Here is a 20,371-nt window from a genome sequence, read left to right as displayed (position 1 = left end):
GTATAGTCAAGATTTAGAATCCAACAAGTAAGGAGATTCTTATGGGAAAGAGAGTCATCGTAAAAATACCTCAATTAACAAAAAAACATGGAATCTCTCTAAGAGAGTTATCAAGAATATCCGATGTTAGACACGCTGCTTTGAGCGAATTAGCCAACAATAAAAGAGAAGGCATCAACTTTAATCATATTATTAGAATTGCAGAGTCTTTAGATATTGATGATATTCGAGAGATTATTGATTTGGTTGATACAGAAGATACAAATTGACCATTTTCTCAGCATCCACCTCTCTTATGAAGCACAAAAAAGCTCCAAGGTGGACGCAGTGACGCATCCATTTTAGAGCCTTCAGTATGCAATACAAGTATCTACTAACATTACTAGATCCCGAAAAACTCTGCCGCCGTTTCTGTAGTTGCCTTAGCGACCTCTTCAGCGGTTCTGCCTGTACATCGTGCTATGGATTGCAGGATATGAGGCAGAAAGGCTGGCTCATTCCGCCCATCCTTAGGCTTCTCCTTTAAGTCCCTGGGGGTCAAAAATGGTGCATCCGTCTCGATCATAAGCCGATTGAGCGGTATCATTCGAACAAGCTCCCTCAGATGCTTGCCTCTTCGCTCATCACAAATCCATCCGGTAATCCCGATATACAGCCCCATTTCAATATAAGCCTTAAGCTCAGACTGAGTCCCGGTAAAACAATGGACCACTGCTTTTTGAACTGAATGCTCCTTAAGAATGGCCATGAAATCTGAAAATGCCTCCCGCTCATGCAGAAATAATGGCATGTTAAGCTCAAGCGCCAACCGAATTTGCTCAGCGAACCATTTACGCTGTATATCGCGCGGCGAGAAGTCCCGATTATAGTCTAGACCGCATTCCCCGATGGCCACCACCTGAGGTAATGCTGCTAATTCTTTTAGCTTTGCCATCGTTTCTTCACTGCAGCTCTTTGCATCATGGGGATGAACTCCAGCAGTAGCGTACAGCTTACCCGGATACCGTCCGGCAAAGCGGGAAGCCTCCAGGCTGTTCCTGAGGCTCGTTCCTGTAATGATGAGTGGCGTAACATGATTTGCTATCGCATGTTCAACTACCTGCTCACGATCAGCTTGAAAGCTGCGATGCATTAGATTAACGCCGATATCAATGATATTGTGATTCATGCTTGTAGTTCTCCTTTTCAAATCTACTGCTTAATTCAAACTGTTTTCCAGTAATTTCATTATAGCTTTGTCAAATATCAAGAGGACGGGAATGTTTGTTTAAACTCAAACATTCCCGTCCTCCAACCGCTGAGTAATTATATATTCCTCACCTCTACAACCCGCCCCAAATCCACATACTCCTCATGATCCAGCTTCACCTGCACTCTGCCCTTACGGCGCTTCTCCCGCCATTCCCGCAGTGCCTCCTCTGTTTCCAGACGGAGCTCGGCAAGCTCCAGGGCCCGGTCCAGGATATACTTACTGGTGTAGAGCACCGTATAAATCCCTTGTCCGCCAAGCGTAATAGGAGCGGCCAATTGCTTCCATTCCTCAACTGTAAAGCGCACATACAGATCCTCCTCCGTCCCCGGCCGACAAGGGACTTCCGTAATCTCCTTACGCCGGAGCACCTTCCAATCCGCTACCTTTCCTACCCAGTGGATGCCTGTTTTTGCAGGATCAATGAACTTTTTGCGGGATTGGCACATTGCCACGTATTCGATTTGAGTTAGTATTTTCTGACTGGCAAGGTTCTTTAACGGCATATGGTAAAAAGCTTTCCGAACCGCCACCCCCACCTGCTCCGGCCCCCGGACTGAACCGACCAGTACATTTTTGCCCGCAAGCTGATCCGCATAATATTCTCTCGTGCCGCGTGGACGTGTGGACCGCTCGTACGCTTTTTCCGGACTGTCCCGGATAATCTCATCCAGGAATTGCTCCACCAGGCTTGTGGTATTCGGCAGAAACGGCAGGGCGCCAATGTTCAGCAGCTCAATGCTCTTATAGAAACGGTGGTCCTTGAACCGCTCCTCGTCAGGATAGGGAAACAACACATACGCTCCGAACATGCTGCGCTCGTATTCCCCTGAGCCTTTCTCCTGATACACAATCGCGTCCCGATAACGGTGCATCGTGTTGATGTCGTCCTCTTCTGGCCCTGGCTGCCCATACTTTCCTTGGTAAGGAGTACCTTCGTACGCAGGATTCAAGCGATATTTAGCATCAAAAACATACTTATACTCCTTGATCTGTCCAGCATCCTTCTTCTTCAGGGTTAGCACATTATCCGGGCGCTGACTCAGCGTCGGAGTCTTGTCCGTTCCAGGAATCGCATTATAGTACAGGATGAATTGCTCCCCGTTCACCGGGTTCTCATAGACCATCTTTGCGCTCTGCGAGCGGTCCAGCGTCACAAAAATCCCGTTCCGGTTCAGCTTAATAATATCCTGCTTCACCAGCTTATACTTCTGCCCCAGCAGCTGATTGAGCTTGAGGAAACACCAATATTCATAGAGCTGAGCCACATCCTTCATGGATAGGCGGAACAGGTCACTTTGGATAGACAGACCTTTGAGCAGCATGAGATAACAGCGATAGACCTCACGGTACCCAGGCGCCATCTGCAGCACCAGCGTAACGGACATCTGCTTCAACACCCCAGCCTCACGCAGGAAATCCATCTTTAGCACCCGCTCAATTTGCGTAAGCATCGAATCCAGCCTTTTGATCAGCAGAGGATCTGCGGTCCGGCTTTTTGTCTTCCAGCTTGTTGTAAGCTCCTTCAGCTTGCCATGAATACGTTCCAGCATCCAGCGGATGAACCGGTTCTCATTCGTATCATAGGCGAGGCGCCTGCGCGTCTCCATTAGATGTGTGGCTGCGTAGCTCCGATTACCGATGGTAATGAATCCATGATTTATGTCTTCTCTTAACCGTTCCGGATGCTTCGCGAGCTCACGGATGTTCTCTCTTCCGGCCTTTTTGACCCGATTAGCATCCACTAGCTTGCGGTCCTGGAGCAGCGCATAATTAGGATTTTTGTTGATCCGCTCAACGGCATCGAGAAGCTGCCTAAAGATAGATTGTAGTATCGTAAAAAACTCCGTCAGGCTCTGATGCTGCGTCTCCCGCAGGCCTGTTAGCTGGTAGGTTCGGCGCAGAAAGTCGAATGCCAGATTATAAATCTGCGCATTCACCTCATTCAGAATGTTCTGGTAATCCAGCTTGTAATCCATCTTCGACGGAAAAATCTCCATCTCCACCCGCAGCAGTTGCTGACCCTCACTCCGAATCTCCCATTCCGTCAGACCAACCTCATTGCCAAAGTTCAGCACACCCGCGAGAAGCGATCCGCCCAGAGGCTTAACCGCCTGCCGCAGCAGCACATTATCATGGTAAAAAGAAAGCTTAACCCCCGTCTTGCTCTCAATCACCAGCTCATACGACTGTGTCTCATAAAAGCATGGAAAGACCGCCTCCCTCGGCTGCCAATCCACCATCCCGTAAGTCTCCGGTGAAAAGACCTTGATCTGCACATCCCCAAGCCGCTCAGAGCACACAAGCCCAAGCTGCGCATTCACCCAGTTCTGATCGGAAGAACGATGAAGCTGCAATGCCTCCACCGTAGGATGAAAGGGCCTTCCTGACACATATAGCGTAAAAAGCTCCGTCTCAATACGGAGCAATTCCACCGCCTGATTAAGAGAGCCAGAATGAGGTGAATCCATCTTCCTCCAGCCTCCTCAGCATATAAGCCAATTTACGCGCACTTTGCGGATGCTTGATCCCAGGCGGATTCTGCCCGCCAGCCCATCTCATATAGAGGGGAGAAGCTACATCATCCATGAGCTCCTGCACATTTACCGATATGCCAGCGCCGCTACCTATTGCGACCTTCATCAGGTTGAGCAGAACCCGGCGCACAGAGGAATGACTACCTTGAATGCGCGGCAGAATCTTTTGCAGCAGCTGCCAGTCGAACGCTTCTTCTTCGTCCATCAGGCCATAACGATCGTTATATATCATATAAAAGCAAATCGCATCCCGTACCCGGAAGCCCACATTAGCATGAATATCCTCAAGCAGCGTATTAATCTTCACCAGTCTCTCTGTCGTCCGGACCACGAGTTCCTTGTGAGTATCATAGACGTCTATCAGTTGCAGATAATCCGAGCGGACAAACAGATGATTCAGCTCCGTAAGCTCAGCGGGATCACCCGGCTCCTGCCCATTCTCCTGCGGATACTGCTGCAGATTGATGTAATTGAACTCCAGGGTGTTGGCGCGGTCGAGCACTTTTTTGCTAAAAGGATGCGTCGTCTCGTCCATATTCACCGTCCCGATCAGGAACACATTCTCTGGGATGCCAAGACCACCATAGGTTTCTTGATCCTCAGGCGTATCCAGCAAGGTAGGAGAGATAAGATCCTGCGTCTGAATGGCCCCCTCCCGCCACTCCTGCGTCTCCAGCACACTTAACATATCACTGAAATAATGCTCCACCCGGGCCAAGTTCATCTCATCCAGGCAGATAAAATAAGGCTTATGCCGATTCTCCGGCTGCCGTGCATCCACCAACACCTTCGTAATCGGACCCGGCTGGAAGCTGCCCGACAGATCCTTATACCCCAGCAGATCCGCAGGATCACTCCAATCCGGCCGTACTGGAATCAAGCTAAACTGCCCATTATCCCGCGTCGCCCCCAGCGCCTCCGCAAACAGCTTCACCAGCCGCGTCTTCCCCGTGCCCGAGATGCCCGCTAGGATGACAAAGGGCTTGGCTTTTAGCGAGAGGTAGAAGTTTTCGATAAGGTGTTCAGGGAAAAAGAAGCCTTGGCGGCGGATGTGGGCTTGGATTTGGTGGAGAATACCTGTTACTTGCTCGTCCTTCAGAGGTTCGGCTGTCTGTGGCAATACTTCCACTTCCTCGTCGTTGGCTTCTTCATCCGTAGAAGTCACTGTTTCCACATATAAGCGGTAATCTTCTATTACATTCGCAAGGTCTTGAATGAGCTGATCATCATTCGGTACGCTTCCTCGCTCATACTTAATGTAAGCAACAGTTGACACCTGATAGTCTTGTCCTAGACCACTATTCACCAGACGAATATTCTCATCCTTATTCATATTAGAAAGCGTAAGAAGCTCCCGAATCTCTTGTGTGCGGCTTCGTAGATAAGCATAGCCCTCTCTACGTCCCTTCTCTTGGATAGGCACCGTTACCCCTTGGTTAAATGTAAGATACACAGCGCTCATATCCTCAGCAAACAGATAGACAACATATTCCCCATGCTGAGTCGTTTCTGTTATTCGTTTATCCAGGATAGCCAGCCAAGGAACCGTTGCCCAATTGCCTTGACCAACCGAGCCTTGTACCTTGTATTGCTCATCTATGAAGGGTAATTCTTTGAGTTCAGAAGGAAGTATCCTACGAAAGAACGTACCTAAAGCGTGCTCTGCAAAGGTTTCTTTTTTAGCAGCACCATACTCAGCCATAATTCTCTCCAGATATCTTTGTAAGGAGAATCGCCGCAAGGCTGCGTTGTATGAGTGGAGTTCTTCGTTAGCAAGTTGTTCTAGCTGCGAGAGCTCCTCTTCCCCTAGCTGTCTTTGGATCTGGCTATGAAAGCCTATGGTGTTATCTTCTGAATTAACAAACAGAATATGTGAGAGGGCATTAACAGGACTGTTAATGATATCCTTCAGCTGGCTTTTCGGGGCATCCTTCCATAGCTCTCGCCCTGGTGGCTGATCTACCCGGTTTCCTCTTCCTTGTTCAGCTATGAAGTAGTTAAGGAATCGCTCCTTCACTCGGTCGTATGAGACACGGTCTTGACTAGCGGCTCTTAACTCTTCTATTAAGGATAAGATCAGGACCATTTTATAGGATTTTTGCTTACGCTTGAAAATCTGTGTAATTGCTTCTGGTAATGGCATGGAGTCCTCCAAGGTGGTTAACGATTTTTAGTAGTCGATGTAATTTTCTCTATATGGAGCTTGCGGATCTCTGAGTCTGTAACGTTAGCCTGAATCAGTTGATCATAAATAGACTGAACCTGCACTTGAGAAAATAATTGCTCTGGGCTCTCCGACTTTAATCGAAGTAGTTTTCTAGAGATAAATTCACTCAACTCCACATCATAAATGACAAGCTCGTCGGATTTAATTTGACGCAGCTCTGGATCGATACTAAAGCGGCATCTCATCGTAAATGAAATAATCGATACAAATTTCACTTTAGGAATACCCTTTAAAAGGCTCTCAACGGCCTTAATATGTCCATAGTTTTGCTTTAGCGGATTATACATCTTGTAACGGTTGCTCACTGACCATTGTTGATCCGTACGCCCACCTTTTATTTCTCCATTGTAGTTTTTGGTTTCAATGACGAATAAGCAATACGGGGAAATAACAACATGATCAATTTGAGCGTAGCCTGTACGAGACTTCGGATTAGGGAGCAACAAATCGCTTAACGATTTACATTCCTTAGGTAGCTGGTCCAGTTGAATATTAATTTTATGCTCGCCCAAGTCACCAATTCTTGTGGCGGCTACCTTCGGCTTCGCCTTGGTAGTTGGTGCTTTACGCACAGGCTGGGGTGGCTCAATATCTGATTTCTTGAAAAGAGAAAATAGCGCTTTAAACATAGCACAACCTCGTATCATTTGGATTTACAATATGTATGGTTATTCGACAAAATGGGAATGTATCCCTTCCAAACATATACATAAGAAAAAGACTGTCGCATGGACAGTCAAAATAATAAGCATGTGAATGCCTTAGACTTCGTCTTAATCAGAGAGAACAGAAGGAGCAGTAAACGCATTAGCAAGCTGCATACCATCCTTTAATCCTTGCAAATAGAGACGTTCATATAGAACAGAGAGCTTCAGTTGAAGCTTATCTTCCCAGTCCTCAAACTCAGGCATTCGTGCAATGTCCATGGAGTCAAACAACGCCTGAAACGCCTTACTCTCCTCTTCAAAAACAAGCCTGGGTTCAGACTCGTATTCGATCTGTGCGGTTATCTCATTTAATCTGCCTTGCATCGTTTGTACAAACCATGCCGGAAAGCTCACCATATCTCCTCCATGACAGAAGTTTAAGCGTAGATCCTCTAGATATCGGTTCTTTTCTTGATACATTTGATTAATAAGTTCGTCCACCCTACGGCTCTGCGCTTGAACCGCTTCATTGCCGCTGAGCGGAACTCCCAACTCCAGCGATCTTTGTCCAAGTTCATTCAGCTTGCGCTTTTCCTCCTCATATTTCTGAATCAAATGCTGCATTACAACCCCTCCCTCCTGGAAAAGCTATATCTGTAGACGATGTACAGAAATTTTAATGCGTTTATCGGTTTATTTTATTTTAATTCGATATTCGCATTAAAACAACAGTTACCTCGCATACAATTTGGTTAAATTGTGAGGTGACCCGGAAATGAAGCATCGCAAAGAGCCCCCAGGTGACAAAAACATCATCGGGACCCGTGTTGTAGCTATTCGAAAGGCTAAGCGAATGAAGCAGAAGGATTTCCTGGCTAGGCTGCAAACCTTCGGGTTAGACATCAGCCCAACAAGCTTATCGCGATTGGAAGGTCAATATAGGCTTGTACAGGATTATGAGGTGGTTGCAATTGCTAAAGCGCTAGAAGTTTCTGTTGGGGAGTTGTTGGGGGAGGATAAGTGAAGGGTAAAATTGAAAGGAGGACCCGGCTTGTTTATATTCAAACCAATTTCATTTCCACCTTAACCCTTCATTGAATGAGAACATGATAACTAAAATTGTCTTTTGTTTGATCTATAGTATTCAGTACAAAGCAGCATAAATCATTTAAGTGAGTGCTGTCCCAAATGAAATTAAAAAGCCAAGGAACTTATCTCCTCGACTCTTTAAATTAAACATATTCTGTTTCTACAGAGCTTCTTTGCTTTTCACAGTTAATTCACAAATCAAAAAAACTAACTATACTTTTGCTTGGTTTCAGCAATCCACGATGGAAGATTGGAAGTTAAATTCATATTATGCCGTAACAAACTACCTGCTGTTTGATTAGTTGCCTTACTAAAATCAATACTACTAATTAGTTCATTAATGTAGGGAACAACATCAGGCTGTGAAACAGAATATGAGTTCACTGATTTATTAAGTATTCCGCTATCTAATCCCCATTCCAAGGAAAAATCAATAACTAATCTATGCAGCTTATTTGCTTTCCAAATTTCAAATGCTTCATCAAAATCCAGACCGCTCGATAAGTTGCCAGGTACAAGCTCAGTATCCACAAATTCCTTCAATAACTGTGCCCGATCATATTCCCCCATATTACTCAACTCTTGAATTTGTTCATATATAATACGGAGTGTTTCGCTATCCACCGTTTGGACTCCGTTCGCGGAGGTAACTTTTGAACCAATCAAATTAAGAATATGATTCGCATCAATTACTTGCGTTCCCGCTAACTTCGTTTTTCCGACAAGTGGATTAATTGGTGTTGGTGGAGGAGCTTCTCCTGGCTTCCAAGTTAAGTTCTTATATGCACCTACATATTGCAGCCAAGTATGTTCATCAATACCAAAATCCACCTCATTCCACTTGAATTCATAGTATTGTTCTACTAAATTCAACTGTTCAGCAGTATCTTTAAACGCAAGCAAAAATGCTTCCTTTTTCTTCCCATCATCTTTAATCGTCTGCCATTCCGTAGGATCAGGTAAAGTCGGAATCATCTCAGCTACTTTAATGTTTAGTTTCTTCACAGCAGTTTCATATGTATCAACAATTGCCTTACTACTCTTACCGCCACTTCCATAGAGTGTTAAAGCTTGATTTACGATTTGCTCGGTAAGCCGTGGGTATTGGAAGTTAATAATCGTCCCAAACTCTTTGTTCGAGCCAAACACACGATTGGTTCGAGAATAAGCTTGAATCAAACCTTGAAGTTCAAGTGAACGGTCAACATAAAGCGTGTTAAGACGTTTAGAGTCATAACCTGTCAGTAGTTGGTCTGCCACAATTACGAGATCTATATTCTTAGGATTACGTCCGCTGCCGCCTCGAGTGGCACGTTCAACGACATCTGCAAAATATGCATCCTCACCGTGCTTTTTATCACCAGCAATAAACTCAATACCAGTAAATGAGGCGTAGTCCTTGAACATACCTTTTACAATTTTAGGATCTAGTGGCGTTGGATCATTTTCGTTACCGAAACTAAACGTCATAGCTACGTTTAACTTTTCTCCACGATCTGTCAGTTGCTTCTTAAACTCATCAAAATAGGCAATCACACGGTTTTTATAGGCCACTGTTAAAATAGCATTAAATTCTCTACCCTGTGATTGTGATTCCCAGTTATTCAATATTTCCTCAACTACACGTGGAATATGTGTCTCATCCTGGTACTTTAGCAATTCACGTTTTTGAGCTTGCTTTTCAAGGTCAGCTTCAGACATTTCTTGAACTTGGCGTTCAATTTCTCTGTCCGTCAACTCAGGATGCTCTTCCTTAATCCTCTCAGCCAGTTGCTCTCTTAAATCATCATAACTTTTGAACTCACCAGTGTTGATATAGTCAACGTGAAAACCTAATACGTTTTTATCCGCAATTGCCTCATCAATCGTATATTGATGTAACTTAGGCCCAAATAACTTTTCTGTGGTATTGATGACTTCGCTTTTCTCATTAACCTTTCCTTTGATCTTATTCTCATCAAATAAAGGTGTTCCGGTAAACCCATAGAAGAGTCCATTTTTCTTGAAATAACTTTTTATGGTTCCCATCATCTGCCCCATTGTCGTACGGTGAGCTTCATCGATGATAAAAACGATTTTTTTGTCTGCTAAACTAAGATCGTGAGCTTCTTCCAGCTCTTTAACCAAAGAATTTAGTTTGAATGTAGTCGTTACTACAATTCCATTTTTTGCTGACTTCAGTATCTTTTTTAACTGGTAGGTGTGTTTCGTATCATCTACAGAAACGGCCTCATAAGCAGCATACGCTTTGAAGTTCTCACTGGTACGATTATCTAGTTCACGTCGGTCAACAAGGAAGACAACTTTATCAAACCCTGCCCTCGTCGATAAAAACAAAGCGGTCTTAAAACTCGTGATAGTTTTCCCTGACCCAGTCGTATGCCAAACAAATCCGCCATGCGGTACTTTTTCAGCATTGTCCCAACCAAAAGCAGCACCTTCAACCGATTGCAGGGCATACACTTGATAAGGACGTAGTAGCATATGACGTCTGTTTTCTTCGTCCTTCGCTTCGTCAATCACCAGGTAGTCACCCACCATTTGATGAGCCATTGGAATCATCAGAAAATGCTCGACTACGTTTTGCCAGTTGTTAATCGGTTTGTTTTCTTTATTCGACCAATGAAAAACGAAGCTAGGATTGAAATCTGCCGCTGTTTTGGGAGTAGCAAAATATCGAGTAGCAATTTCAGAGGTGATAACCATCATCTGCGAAAAAGCCATAAAGTTATTAGTATATTCACCCTCACGATAGTAGCGCATGAACTGCCCAAATGCCTCGTCCAGAGTTTTGTCCGTACGTTTTTGCTCGATATTGATTAGTGGCAGGCCATTGATCAGCAAGACAATATCAAAACGGTTGTTGTTCGGTGTCTGCACTTCCCTAGCAATTCTATAACTTGAGTCGCCGCCGCGCACTTCAGCTTTTTTGAAGATGGTTAAGGTGATTTGCTTTCTTGTAACCTTAGGATTGTCATCACGGTAAATACCATCTATTTTTCCTTTAGATTCTTCAATAGCTAGAATCTTGGCTGCCTCGTAACTGTTGCTGATCCGATTGACTTTGGCCATTACTTGTTTGAACTCATTATCCGTCAACTCCGCACCCTCCAATTGGTCGGCATTGATACGGTTGAGTTCGCTACGCCAGTGGGTAATCAAGTCATCAACAGTTACTTTTTGTATATTTCCATTTAAGAAGTCGGGCGCTTTCCATTTATACTTTTCTAACTCTTTAACAAAATTCTCTTGAAAAGTTTTTTCTGCCGCATTTTTTGGTGCAATGCCCATTGCTTTCTCTCCCCTCTATACAAACATTTCATTTAGATATGCTTTTTTTATATTTTGTAATTTTTCCAGCTTACGCTGATGAAGGGTGATGAGGTGGTCGAGGTTGTCAAAAAAAAGACCAATCCTTTCTTGCTCCGCTACCGAAGGTAAGAATACCTCTTTTTCTTCCATTCCTTTTTTGGTGATATGAATCATCGTAGAACCATTGCTATCAGACATTATCTTTACCTTATCGTATTCAAGAACTTGGACGGCAAACTGCTTATTAAACAATCCCGAAAGTTCAATTTTCCAGATGTGATAATGGTAAATAACCTTGTCACCATGCCAAATGTGAGGACCGAATGTAGCTGACCATGTGTAGAGTAAATCGCCCGCCTCTGCGTAATATTTCTCTCCAAGTTCCATGTCCGAGTAGTACCAACTACTGTTTGTGTAGAAGTTTCCAACCCGCAGGACTTTATATTTCCCATCACTTAATAATTCATTTTGTGAATAGGCTCTGCCATTTATGAAAGTCGCAATCTCGCCAAGCTTACGCTGTTCCCAAGCGCCAGTAAATCCTGCGAATCTGCGTTTTGGCTCGCTTTCACCTTCAGCGGGAAACATTTCAGAGAGATAGGCAGATTTTAACGCTTTCGTCTTATCCAACTTACGCTGATGAAGGGTGATGAGGTGGTCTAACTCTTTAAAAAAGCTCCCGATTTCAACTTGTTCATCAAACCTTGGAAATTCAATCTCAATATCCTTTACGATTAAGCCAGATAAATTCCCTTGCCCTCCTTGAAGGTATTTATTAATGATTTTCTGTTTCTGCTTGCGTAACCATTGCATAATAAATTGTGAATCGTACCCTTTATAGGGCTGAATTGCCAGGATTGCTTGGTTAATTGCACCATTTATTCTTGATATACCAACCTCTCCACTTGTTGCTCCATATAGGGCATAGAGAATATCGCCAACCTCAACTAACTTAGCTGAAGAGTTCTTCAACCCAGATTCGGAGATAAATAATTCAGTACTATCATTATTAATTTCAGCAGAACGAATGAATGGAATTTCGCCGTCATAATACTCATAATTGCCAACTGATGGGGTTCCACCTGAGTATGAGTTTGTAACACTCCCCAACTTACGCTGTTCCCAAGCGCTATTATCTTGAAACTCCCTAAATCGTCTTTTTGGCACTAAACTTGTTTGTTTCATCATCATTTAACCACCAATTCGTTCATCAAGGCTTCAAACGCTGATTCCAAGTCTCGGCTCTCATCATCCATTGCTGACAAAGTATCCGCATAACGATTGTGCAACATTTGCAGAGTGTTCAACTCCGTTTTTAACGACCGCTCTACTAAAGCAACCATAGCATCCACGGTGTTACCGAACCATTTTTCATACATCAAGTTGTCGATTTCTTCGTTGGTTAACGTTAAGATGCGTTCTTGCACGGCTTCTTTGAGTGCCTTTTCATCCTCTTTTACCGCCTTGCTAAGCGCTGATTTATCTGTAAATAACTTCTCCACTTTACTCAAAAGTTTATATTCAACAGTTCCTTTAATCGCTTTCTTCATCTCCACCTTGACTAATTTACTTTCAAAAGCTTCAACAACTTCATTTAAAATCCCGTTTAAAGCATTGGCTTCATCGCTGTCTTCTGCTTTTGCAGCCTCAACCAAGTCTAATAGTTCCGTTTCAATTTCTTGAATGCGAATATTCTTGGATTCAATTTTTGCTAATTCATCACTATATAATTGTTTCGCAATCAGCTTATTTGGTACGATACTGCCGACCCAACCATCCTGCTCTTCACGTTTCTTATCACCGGTTCCTTTAGTAACCATATTGAGTTCGCGAGTACGTCCTGCCGTATAAAAATCACTTAACGCGATGATTTCCGTATCATGTGTCAGGGCATTTTTCCAAATCTCAGCCACAATCTGATATCCATCATAAACATCAATATTTTGGAACTCTGACAAGATTCCCTTGATTTCATCAAGCATTTCTTCTTCCATCAAAGGAATTGAATCAATGTCTACCTTTCCATTTCTTAAAATCCCATAGTACTTATCAACATAAGATTTGGCTTTGCTTTCGAGTTTCTTTAATTGTTCAATAATGCGAGGTTCACTCAATATATCGGAAGAAATTTCTTCAATAGGTTTTACCAGCTCAACATAGCCGCTACGGATTCCTTTTAAAGATTGTTCCATTAAATCCGGCACGGTAGATTGTAAAATTTTCAACTCGTTAATGTTCTTTCGAGGAATTCCACCAAGAAGGTGAGCATCCACATCGTGAGGGATTTCACCGTCAACCGCCTCAATATAACGAGGAATGTTCATGTTATATTGATTCTTCTGTATTTCTTCCTGAGTCGCTAAATGACTATATCCTTTCTCTTCTCGACGCTCAACATATGTATCTACGATCTTTGCAATATCTTTTTCTTGCAGGACGTTTTGTTTGCCAACTTTAATATAGCTTTTAGAAGCATCAATGATTAAGACAGGTTCATTGATTTTCCGGTTCTTTTTCAGAATAGTGACAACGACCGGGATGCCTGTATTGGAAAATAAACTGCTTGGCAAGCCGATGATGGAATCAATGTAATTTTTCTTAAGCAAGCGTTCACGAATTTCTCCCTCAGACGAACCACGGAATAGTACTCCGTGAGGCAACACAATCGCCATCGTACCATTCTGACCTAAATGAAATAATCCGTGTAAAAGAAACGCAAAATCGCCTTTAGAGTCTGGTGGCAATACTCCAGCAACTTCAAAACGGGGATCGCTGACCTTTAACCCTGCTTTGTTCCAATTCTTCACAGAGTAAGGTGGGTTCATTACTACTGCATCAAACTGGACTCCTTCATTTGAATGGTTTGGATCTTCTGGCCAGTCTTGAGCAAGAGTATCGCCGTTTTTAATAGTCATCTTTTCTGGACGAACACCATGTAGCAACAAGTTCATGCGAGTCAAGTTATAGGTGGCTGTATTCTTTTCTTGTCCGTAATATCTCAAATCGTCCTGAACATCTTTATCTAAATGCTTCTTAACCGTTAGAAGAAGCGAACCCGAACCCACCGTTGGGTCGTAGATTGTCTTGATGTCTGGCGTTTTCGCTGCAATTTGAGCCATGACTTCACTGACTTGTCGTGGTGTGTAAAACTCGCCGGCCTTCTTCCCTGATTCCATGGCAAACTGACCGATGAGGTACTCATAAGCATCACCCAGTACATCACCTTTTTGCAATGCCACCATGTTCAAATCTGCAAACAGCAAAATCAGTGCCTTAACACTTTTGCTGCGTTCATTTAAGTTGCTACCTAAAGCCGTATCCGTTAAATCAAGCGTAGAACTTGAGAATAATCCCTTAAAATCACTTGAATCACCAGACACGGCAATCGTACGCTCAAAATTATTCAAGCTATCTGTTACTTTTTGAACTTCAAATTCTCCTGAATTGATGTCCTTTAACCAAGTCTGATAGAGATACTCAGGTTTAACATAATAACCGAGTACATTTTGAATCATTTTATCAAGCTGTTCACCGTATTCCGCCCGTGCCTTTGTGTATTCCTCAACCAATTCGGATTCAGCCATATTCCCTAAACCACTGGTTACTTTAAACGCTTCTATGGTCTTATCACTTAAAAATTTGTAAAACATTAATCCAAGCATATAATCTTTATAACGGCTGGCATCCATTGAACCACGCAGTTCATTGGCTCCATCCCATAATCTACGTTTGATTTCTTCAGATGTAATCACTTCATATCCTCCAATAATTTTTTATTAATTCAGCACAATAATATCTCTATTTTAACATCAAACACCAAACAAAATCGTCGAAATTTTCTACTGTGAACAATTGGTATGAGGGAAAACTAATTAGTCACCACGATAAAATTAGATTCTGTTAATGCAGCCTGCGCTGACATAAGCTCTTTGGCATACTCTCTGCTCTGCTGCTTCTGTCTATCACTAATAGGCGATACTCCGGAACCGGCCCCTCGGTCGCTTGTCTGACTGCTTCAATGTCGCTAATTGCGACAGGAATTCAGATGTCCAAATCATTTTTGATCTCCAGCTCTGTCTGATCATATTATCCACCTGATTCTGTACTTGTGAAATACCATATTACCCCTATAACCAAAAACCAGCTAATACTTGTCAAGGATTTTGTATTGGTGATTCACGTTCTTCTTGGTATACTATTTTTGAGCACAACAAAGAACCCTCATTGGCGTGAAGGCTCTGGATAATTATGGGTTACAGTTGGAAGGGCTGCTGTTTACTGAGGATGGCGTATACGTGATGGAGTAGCTTGTTGGCGCAGGCGATCACGTCCACCTTGTACGGCTTGCCCTCTTTTCTTTTTTTCTCATAGTACTCCCGAATTCTTAGGTTATTACTTCCTCGAATCCCACACTGTACAGCTAAATATAACGCTCTGCGAAGCCTCTTGGAGCCTCGTTTGGTTATTCGGGAGCTGGTCGCCGTGAATTTCCCTGAGGTGTTCTGTCTTTGCCTCTGCCCACTTCTTAGAATGGGATTTTCCTGCGTTTTTTTGGATGACTCCATAAAGATCCTCTGCTGGGTCTTCCAAACAGCAGGCAAGCACATACAGAGACGTCGCCGAGAATAGGTTACTAAAAACCTTCTCATATTCTGGGAAAATCTGATCTAGCAAAGCCCTCATATTTAATTTCGCTTGTACAAACATCCCCGTTACAAACTCATGCTGCCTCGTCACATGCTGAAGTTCCGTGTATCCCTCTTCCCACGTCCTATGCGGAGCTACATCTCCCCGGTAATACATCTCGGCTAAATGCCACGCATCTGCCGCATCCGTCTTCACCTTTCTTAACTGAGTCCCCTTCGCCCGCTTAGCCTGTGAGGGATTGACGATGAAATAGGTTCATCCACTACGTTTCAAATAGGCGACCAGTCCGCGATGGTAGTGACCGGTCGCTTCCAGAATAACCACTGGCGACTGCTCCGTCTGTGTTTGCAGCTCGGATAGAAGCCTACCTTATTGCTCTAATCCACTTTTCTCGTGGGAGATGCTTATCCCTTCCCCCAAGACTCATTCCGCTTCAAAAATGCTTGTACCACACTGAATCCCTTCGCTACATCCACTCCCACTACAGGCTCCATAATAATCTTTAAAATCGTATTTGGCGGCACTCCTACGATGGTTCCAAACCCATAGCTTCGCTTGTGATGCGGGGTCTATTGCCCCTACCCGCTCAAACATGGTCTTTGGGGGTAGTAGGAGAACAGTTTTTTACGGGGTAACTTCCCCAAAAGCCCTCTCGTTCTCCCGGCTACCGCCATCTTATAGCACCTGCAAAAATAGGCCAACCAGAAGTTTCTGGCTGACCTAATAATTCGAAGACACCACCAAATGCTCCAGCTCTATCTTTACATCCATGCTCACAATTCAAGTTCTTCCAAATAATCTGTTCATTAAAGCTAAAATATTTATAAATTCGAAACCACTTACAATCATGAAAATAGAGTTCGTGAACCAAAGGAATTCCCCAAAACTAAGACAGCTATATCTGGAATTATCCGATTGGTCGACTGGCTCAACAAGTATTAATTTTGATGGAGATTATGCCATATGACACCTTTTCAAAATCGTTATGCAGCCTTTAGACATTGTTTTTATTTTATGTATTTAATTCCCAAAATAAATATATTAATATAAATAATACAAATGACTAGTTTATCGTCAATTCATCCCATAGTACTAACATATAATCCAAAATACCTTCCTCATCTGAATTCATTTTAAGGTTTATTAATTTTTCAATGTCGTCATCTACTAGAAATAAAATATAATTACCTGATTGAGCAAGCACATCTTTACATCTATCCATAAACTTTTTCCTATTCCCAATTCTTCTGAAAGTAAGAAACCCAAATTTGCTAATATCCTTTCCGAATCTACCCATTAATTGATCAACATCAGGATTAGCTGGATCTGAGCCGCCATTTTTACATTCTATAATTATTCTAGGGCAAAATACCTTATAACTTTCTCTTATAAAATAAAAGAATCCACTATTAGCATGATTATCAAAGATAATATCAATTCTTTTTCTCCTACTATTCATACCAAATTCCATTCTGCCCCTTTTCAAACTTTCAGAGAAGATATAATTAAAACAGCGGAAAATTAGTTTTTTATACGCTTCGGAGCTTTCAAGTCCAGCTTGCAATTCCTTCAATTGATATAGTAAATCATTGGGTTTACCAATCAAGTCTTTTAAGTCTTGATAGTCATCCTGTTCTTGCTGCTCTTGCTGCTCTTGCTGCAAAAATCCGACCGATTCACTAAATAAATTTGGTGAACCCGATTCTTTTTCGAAACTTTTTAAGGATTCTATAGGCAAGTTAATATCTTTCCTCAAGGAATCGTTTTCAACCTTTTTCTCATTCAGCTCTTTTAAATTATCACTATAATTTTGTATATCTTGTTTTAAAATTTGTATCAATTCATTTGCTAGTAAATATGCTAATTGTGGAGGAAATGAATTACCTATTTGCTTAAGCTTCGATTTAATAGTCCCTTCAAATCCAAAATCATCAGGAAAACTTTGTATTGCAGCTACTTCTTTCCATGTAAGAGTAAAATATTCTGATGGATTACTTGGATCCTTAAAAATGAGCATTGTCATAGGATTAATGGAGGGAGATACACCTTCTAAATTGATTTCTCTATATCCGTTCCATCGTTTTTCATTTGTAAAACTTATTTTTTTACGCTCTTTATTATCTATGTGATCTAAAACTTTAATAACATCTTTAAGAGGTACTATTTCAGAGTGTTTTAAAGGGAACTTAAATGTAATATTAAGTTGATCCATGACGCCCACTATAATAAGTCTATCTTTGTTTTGTGCAATACCATAATTTTTTGTATTTAAAATCTCACATGAAATTCGATAACCAATGGATTTAAGTAAATCTAAATAACTATTGAATTTATGTTCTTTAGCAAAATTTTTGTGTCCTTCAATTATGAATACTTTAGGTTTCTTACTCTGAATTATTTCATAAACTTTGTCTTCATAGCGTACTTTTTCATTATATGTATATGTACTTTTATAACTATATCTAACTGTTGTTGAAAAGGAACTTGCTGGTAATGATGAAATAATTAAATCTGACTGCGGAATATCCTCACTATTAACACTAAAAAAATCTTCATTTACAACTTTGTTTGAAAAATTATGGCGATAGGTTTGACAACTTGTTTCATCAATATCAATCCCATAAATTATTTTAAAACCAGCTCTTTCAAGCCCTAAATCAAATCCTCCTGCTCCACACAATAACGAGACGGCTGTAGGTTGCATAAACCTTACTCCCTTAATTTAAATAATGGTTAACCTTGCATATAATTCATTATATCTTATAAGGCCACCGTTATAGAAATCAGAGTCTTAAATATTAAATTACGATACTCTCGAACTATAATCATCCAATTAATAAGATAAAGATATCCCCAACCCAAAAAAAGACCCCGCATCCGCGGAGTCTTCATCTAATCTATCTTCAGTGCCCAGTCCCATGATTATTAACAGTAAACCCGCCAGCGCCTGCCTTCACTTTCACACCCGCATCAGCACTAGCTGAGGCTCCGATGGCAACTGCACTAATGAACAACAGCGTTGTCAGCAACAAGGATATCTTCTTCGTCATATAAAAACTCCCTCTCTAAGATATTTTTTATAATCCCTTGATACATCTCTTGCTGTGAATCTGATGCCCTGTTTCGGATAAGCTCGTAGAAGGCGACGGATTTTCTAAATCCCGCCTCATCTTCTAGTTTACTACATATCTGTAAAATTTCGAGTATTCCATTTAACGCATCGGTGATATTATTTCTTCTATATAAATAGGTTGCGAGTAAATACTTGTAGTCCACATAGCTTCGGACGTCTTCTCTCTTCTCTTTGCTGCTGATCTCTTCAATCTGGTCTTCGAATAGATCAAGCACCCAATCAATAGAGTAGTTATATTTAATGGCAGACTCAAGGACGGTTAACATTCCGTTCAATAGTTCCTTCTTCGTTAACGTTTGCAGAAAACGGACATATTCCTGCAGTACTCTGCTGTTCCCCTCAAGTAATTCAATAACATAGCCGTTCGCCATAGCCATACTCTTGTAAAAGTTCACTTCCGCAATGCCAGCGTCATCTAAGTTCTTAATCCAGCTCAAATCTTTATATTGATTAATGCACTTTCTTGATTCTGCGTATTGTCCTGTCTTCTGGTATCCCACCCCCTTCATCAATAGGCTATATCCGAAATAGTATACAATGCTTCTCTTTAGTTGCGGCTTGGGAGACATCCCGATGATATTCTGTGAGGTATCGTAGGTGATGGCAATCACTTCGAACAGCTTATCTGACACCTCAATTACGGCTGCCCAGTTCTCCCATGAAAATGATAGTTTTATCATGTCTACAAGTGAATCGGCAGCTATACCATCGAGTTCAAGCAACGTATACACTTCCTCTCAAACCATTTACACCTATATTATTCCTTTATTTTCCATAGGTCAATATTCCATTTATGCAGTTTGCTAGATTGTCAATATTATTGCAGAGTTTTAGAGGAAGCGCCTTATACATTGCTCTATGAATGACTCATCAGCTCATAGAAATACCTGGGCTCCTGAGTCTTATACAGCTTATACCAAGCCTCTAACCTTTGCTCCGTGAACACATCCAGCGCTCTCAGGACGTGAACAGTGAACTCCAGCGGAGCAATTCCAGAGGCCGTAATCAGGTTCCCATCCGTTACAGCAGGCTGCAGCTTATAGTGCTGTTCGCCTGTGTATGCCGGGCAGACCATTTTGAGATATTCCAGATCGTTGCTTGTATGAGCACGTGTATCCAATAGGCCTGTCCGGGCCAGCCCCATTGTAGCTCCGCAAATCGCCGCAACCCCTATATTGCCCTCCAGACATCTCCCGGCAGCCTGCAGAACGGGCTCGTGGATGGAATCTGTCCATGTCTCTCCACCCGGCAGAATCAGCAAATCTCCGCTGCTAAGGCTGCATTCCTCCAGTGTGATGTCAGGCATTATGGTTAATCCGCCCATGGTAGTTACAGGCGTCTTGTCTAGCCCTACAGTAACTACTCTAGATGAGGCTTGCCCCTTCTTATAGTATCTTCCCGAGTTCAGCTCGGCAGTCAGGTACCCGATTTCCCAGTCCGCCATGGTGTCCAATACATATAGATATACGGTATTCTTCATTTGTAATTCCCCCTTCATTGATTACCTCCATAATAAAACAGCTCCACTGA

Annotated in this window: 13 protein-coding genes and 2 pseudogenes; 2 read left to right on the top strand and 13 right to left on the bottom strand. The window is 42.3% G+C overall.

Translation table 11 applies throughout. The annotated features are described in order from the left end of the window. Positions 1–41 precede the first annotated feature (41 nt). Positions 42–269 carry a helix-turn-helix domain-containing protein gene (locus R70331_RS03250; protein WP_042172826.1) on the top strand — a complete coding sequence of 76 codons (228 nt, stop codon included), beginning with the start codon at positions 42–44 and terminating at the stop codon, positions 267–269. Positions 270–382: 113 nt separating this feature from the next. Here the strand turns inward: R70331_RS03250 and R70331_RS03245 are convergent, their stop codons facing one another. The 5 genes from R70331_RS03245 to R70331_RS03225 all read right to left on the bottom strand — a co-directional run bounded on the left by R70331_RS03245 (position 383) and on the right by R70331_RS03225 (position 7,284). Next, complete coding sequence (locus R70331_RS03245) at positions 383–1,168, bottom strand: TatD family hydrolase (protein ID WP_042172824.1); 786 nt, start codon at positions 1,166–1,168, stop codon at positions 383–385. Positions 1,169–1,305: 137 nt separating this feature from the next. Further along, the gene (locus R70331_RS03240; RefSeq protein ID WP_042172822.1) at positions 1,306–3,720 is read right to left on the bottom strand and encodes a restriction endonuclease-like protein; all 2,415 of its coding nucleotides are present in this window, start codon (positions 3,718–3,720) and stop codon (positions 1,306–1,308) included. Then, positions 3,692–5,929: an MrcB family domain-containing protein gene (locus tag R70331_RS03235; protein ID WP_042172820.1), complete on the bottom strand. Its 2,238-nt coding sequence runs from the start codon at positions 5,927–5,929 to the stop codon at positions 3,692–3,694. The genes R70331_RS03240 and R70331_RS03235 overlap by 29 nt, the downstream gene beginning before the upstream one ends. Before the next feature lie 17 nt (positions 5,930–5,946). Beyond that, entirely contained in the window at positions 5,947–6,642 is a 696-nt protein-coding gene (locus tag R70331_RS03230) for a nuclease-related domain-containing protein (RefSeq protein WP_042172817.1), read from the bottom strand. Positions 6,643–6,786: 144 nt separating this feature from the next. Further along, positions 6,787–7,284, bottom strand: coding sequence for a hypothetical protein (locus R70331_RS03225; RefSeq protein ID WP_042172815.1), 498 nt, complete (start codon positions 7,282–7,284; stop codon positions 6,787–6,789). A 151-nt stretch (positions 7,285–7,435) separates the two neighbouring features. On the opposite strand from R70331_RS03225, the gene R70331_RS03220 reads away from it, so the two are divergent. Then, on the top strand, positions 7,436–7,684 hold the full coding sequence (locus R70331_RS03220; RefSeq protein WP_042172813.1) for a helix-turn-helix domain-containing protein: 249 nt from the start codon (positions 7,436–7,438) through the stop codon (positions 7,682–7,684). 272 nt (positions 7,685–7,956) lie between these two features. On the opposite strand, the gene R70331_RS03215 is transcribed toward R70331_RS03220, so the two are convergent. The 8 genes and pseudogenes from R70331_RS03215 to R70331_RS03185 all read right to left on the bottom strand — a co-directional run bounded on the left by R70331_RS03215 (position 7,957) and on the right by R70331_RS03185 (position 20,321). Then, entirely contained in the window at positions 7,957–11,040 is a 3,084-nt protein-coding gene (locus R70331_RS03215) for a type I restriction endonuclease subunit R (protein ID WP_042172812.1), read from the bottom strand. A gap of 15 nt (positions 11,041–11,055) precedes the next feature. After that, positions 11,056–12,252: a restriction endonuclease subunit S gene (locus R70331_RS03210; protein ID WP_081947449.1), complete on the bottom strand. Its 1,197-nt coding sequence runs from the start codon at positions 12,250–12,252 to the stop codon at positions 11,056–11,058. After that, a complete protein-coding gene (locus R70331_RS03205) occupies positions 12,249–14,813 on the bottom strand; it encodes a type I restriction-modification system subunit M (protein WP_042172807.1) in 2,565 nt (854 codons plus the stop codon). Before R70331_RS03205 ends, R70331_RS03210 begins: the two co-directional genes overlap by 4 nt. 119 nt (positions 14,814–14,932) lie before the next feature. Then, positions 14,933–15,141, bottom strand: a pseudogene (locus R70331_RS32405) (SF0329 family protein); the annotation flags it as partial. A 173-nt stretch (positions 15,142–15,314) separates the two neighbouring features. Beyond that, positions 15,315–16,202 (bottom strand): annotated as a pseudogene (locus R70331_RS30950) (IS110 family transposase). A 569-nt stretch (positions 16,203–16,771) separates the two neighbouring features. Beyond that, positions 16,772–18,412: a DNA cytosine methyltransferase gene (locus R70331_RS03195; protein ID WP_042172806.1), complete on the bottom strand. Its 1,641-nt coding sequence runs from the start codon at positions 18,410–18,412 to the stop codon at positions 16,772–16,774. A 299-nt stretch (positions 18,413–18,711) separates the two neighbouring features. Then, positions 18,712–19,563 (bottom strand): hypothetical protein, encoded by an 852-nt coding sequence (locus R70331_RS03190; protein WP_042172804.1) that lies wholly within the window; start codon positions 19,561–19,563, stop codon positions 18,712–18,714. A gap of 134 nt (positions 19,564–19,697) precedes the next feature. After that, a complete protein-coding gene (locus R70331_RS03185) occupies positions 19,698–20,321 on the bottom strand; it encodes a type 1 glutamine amidotransferase family protein (RefSeq protein WP_042172801.1) in 624 nt (207 codons plus the stop codon). Between the last annotated feature and the right edge of the window lie 50 nt (positions 20,322–20,371).

Source organism: Paenibacillus sp. FSL R7-0331 (genome assembly GCF_000758645.1).
Classification (GTDB): domain Bacteria; phylum Bacillota; class Bacilli; order Paenibacillales; family Paenibacillaceae; genus Paenibacillus_AQ; species Paenibacillus_AQ camerounensis.
This window is presented reverse-complemented; position numbering and strand designations above follow the sequence as displayed.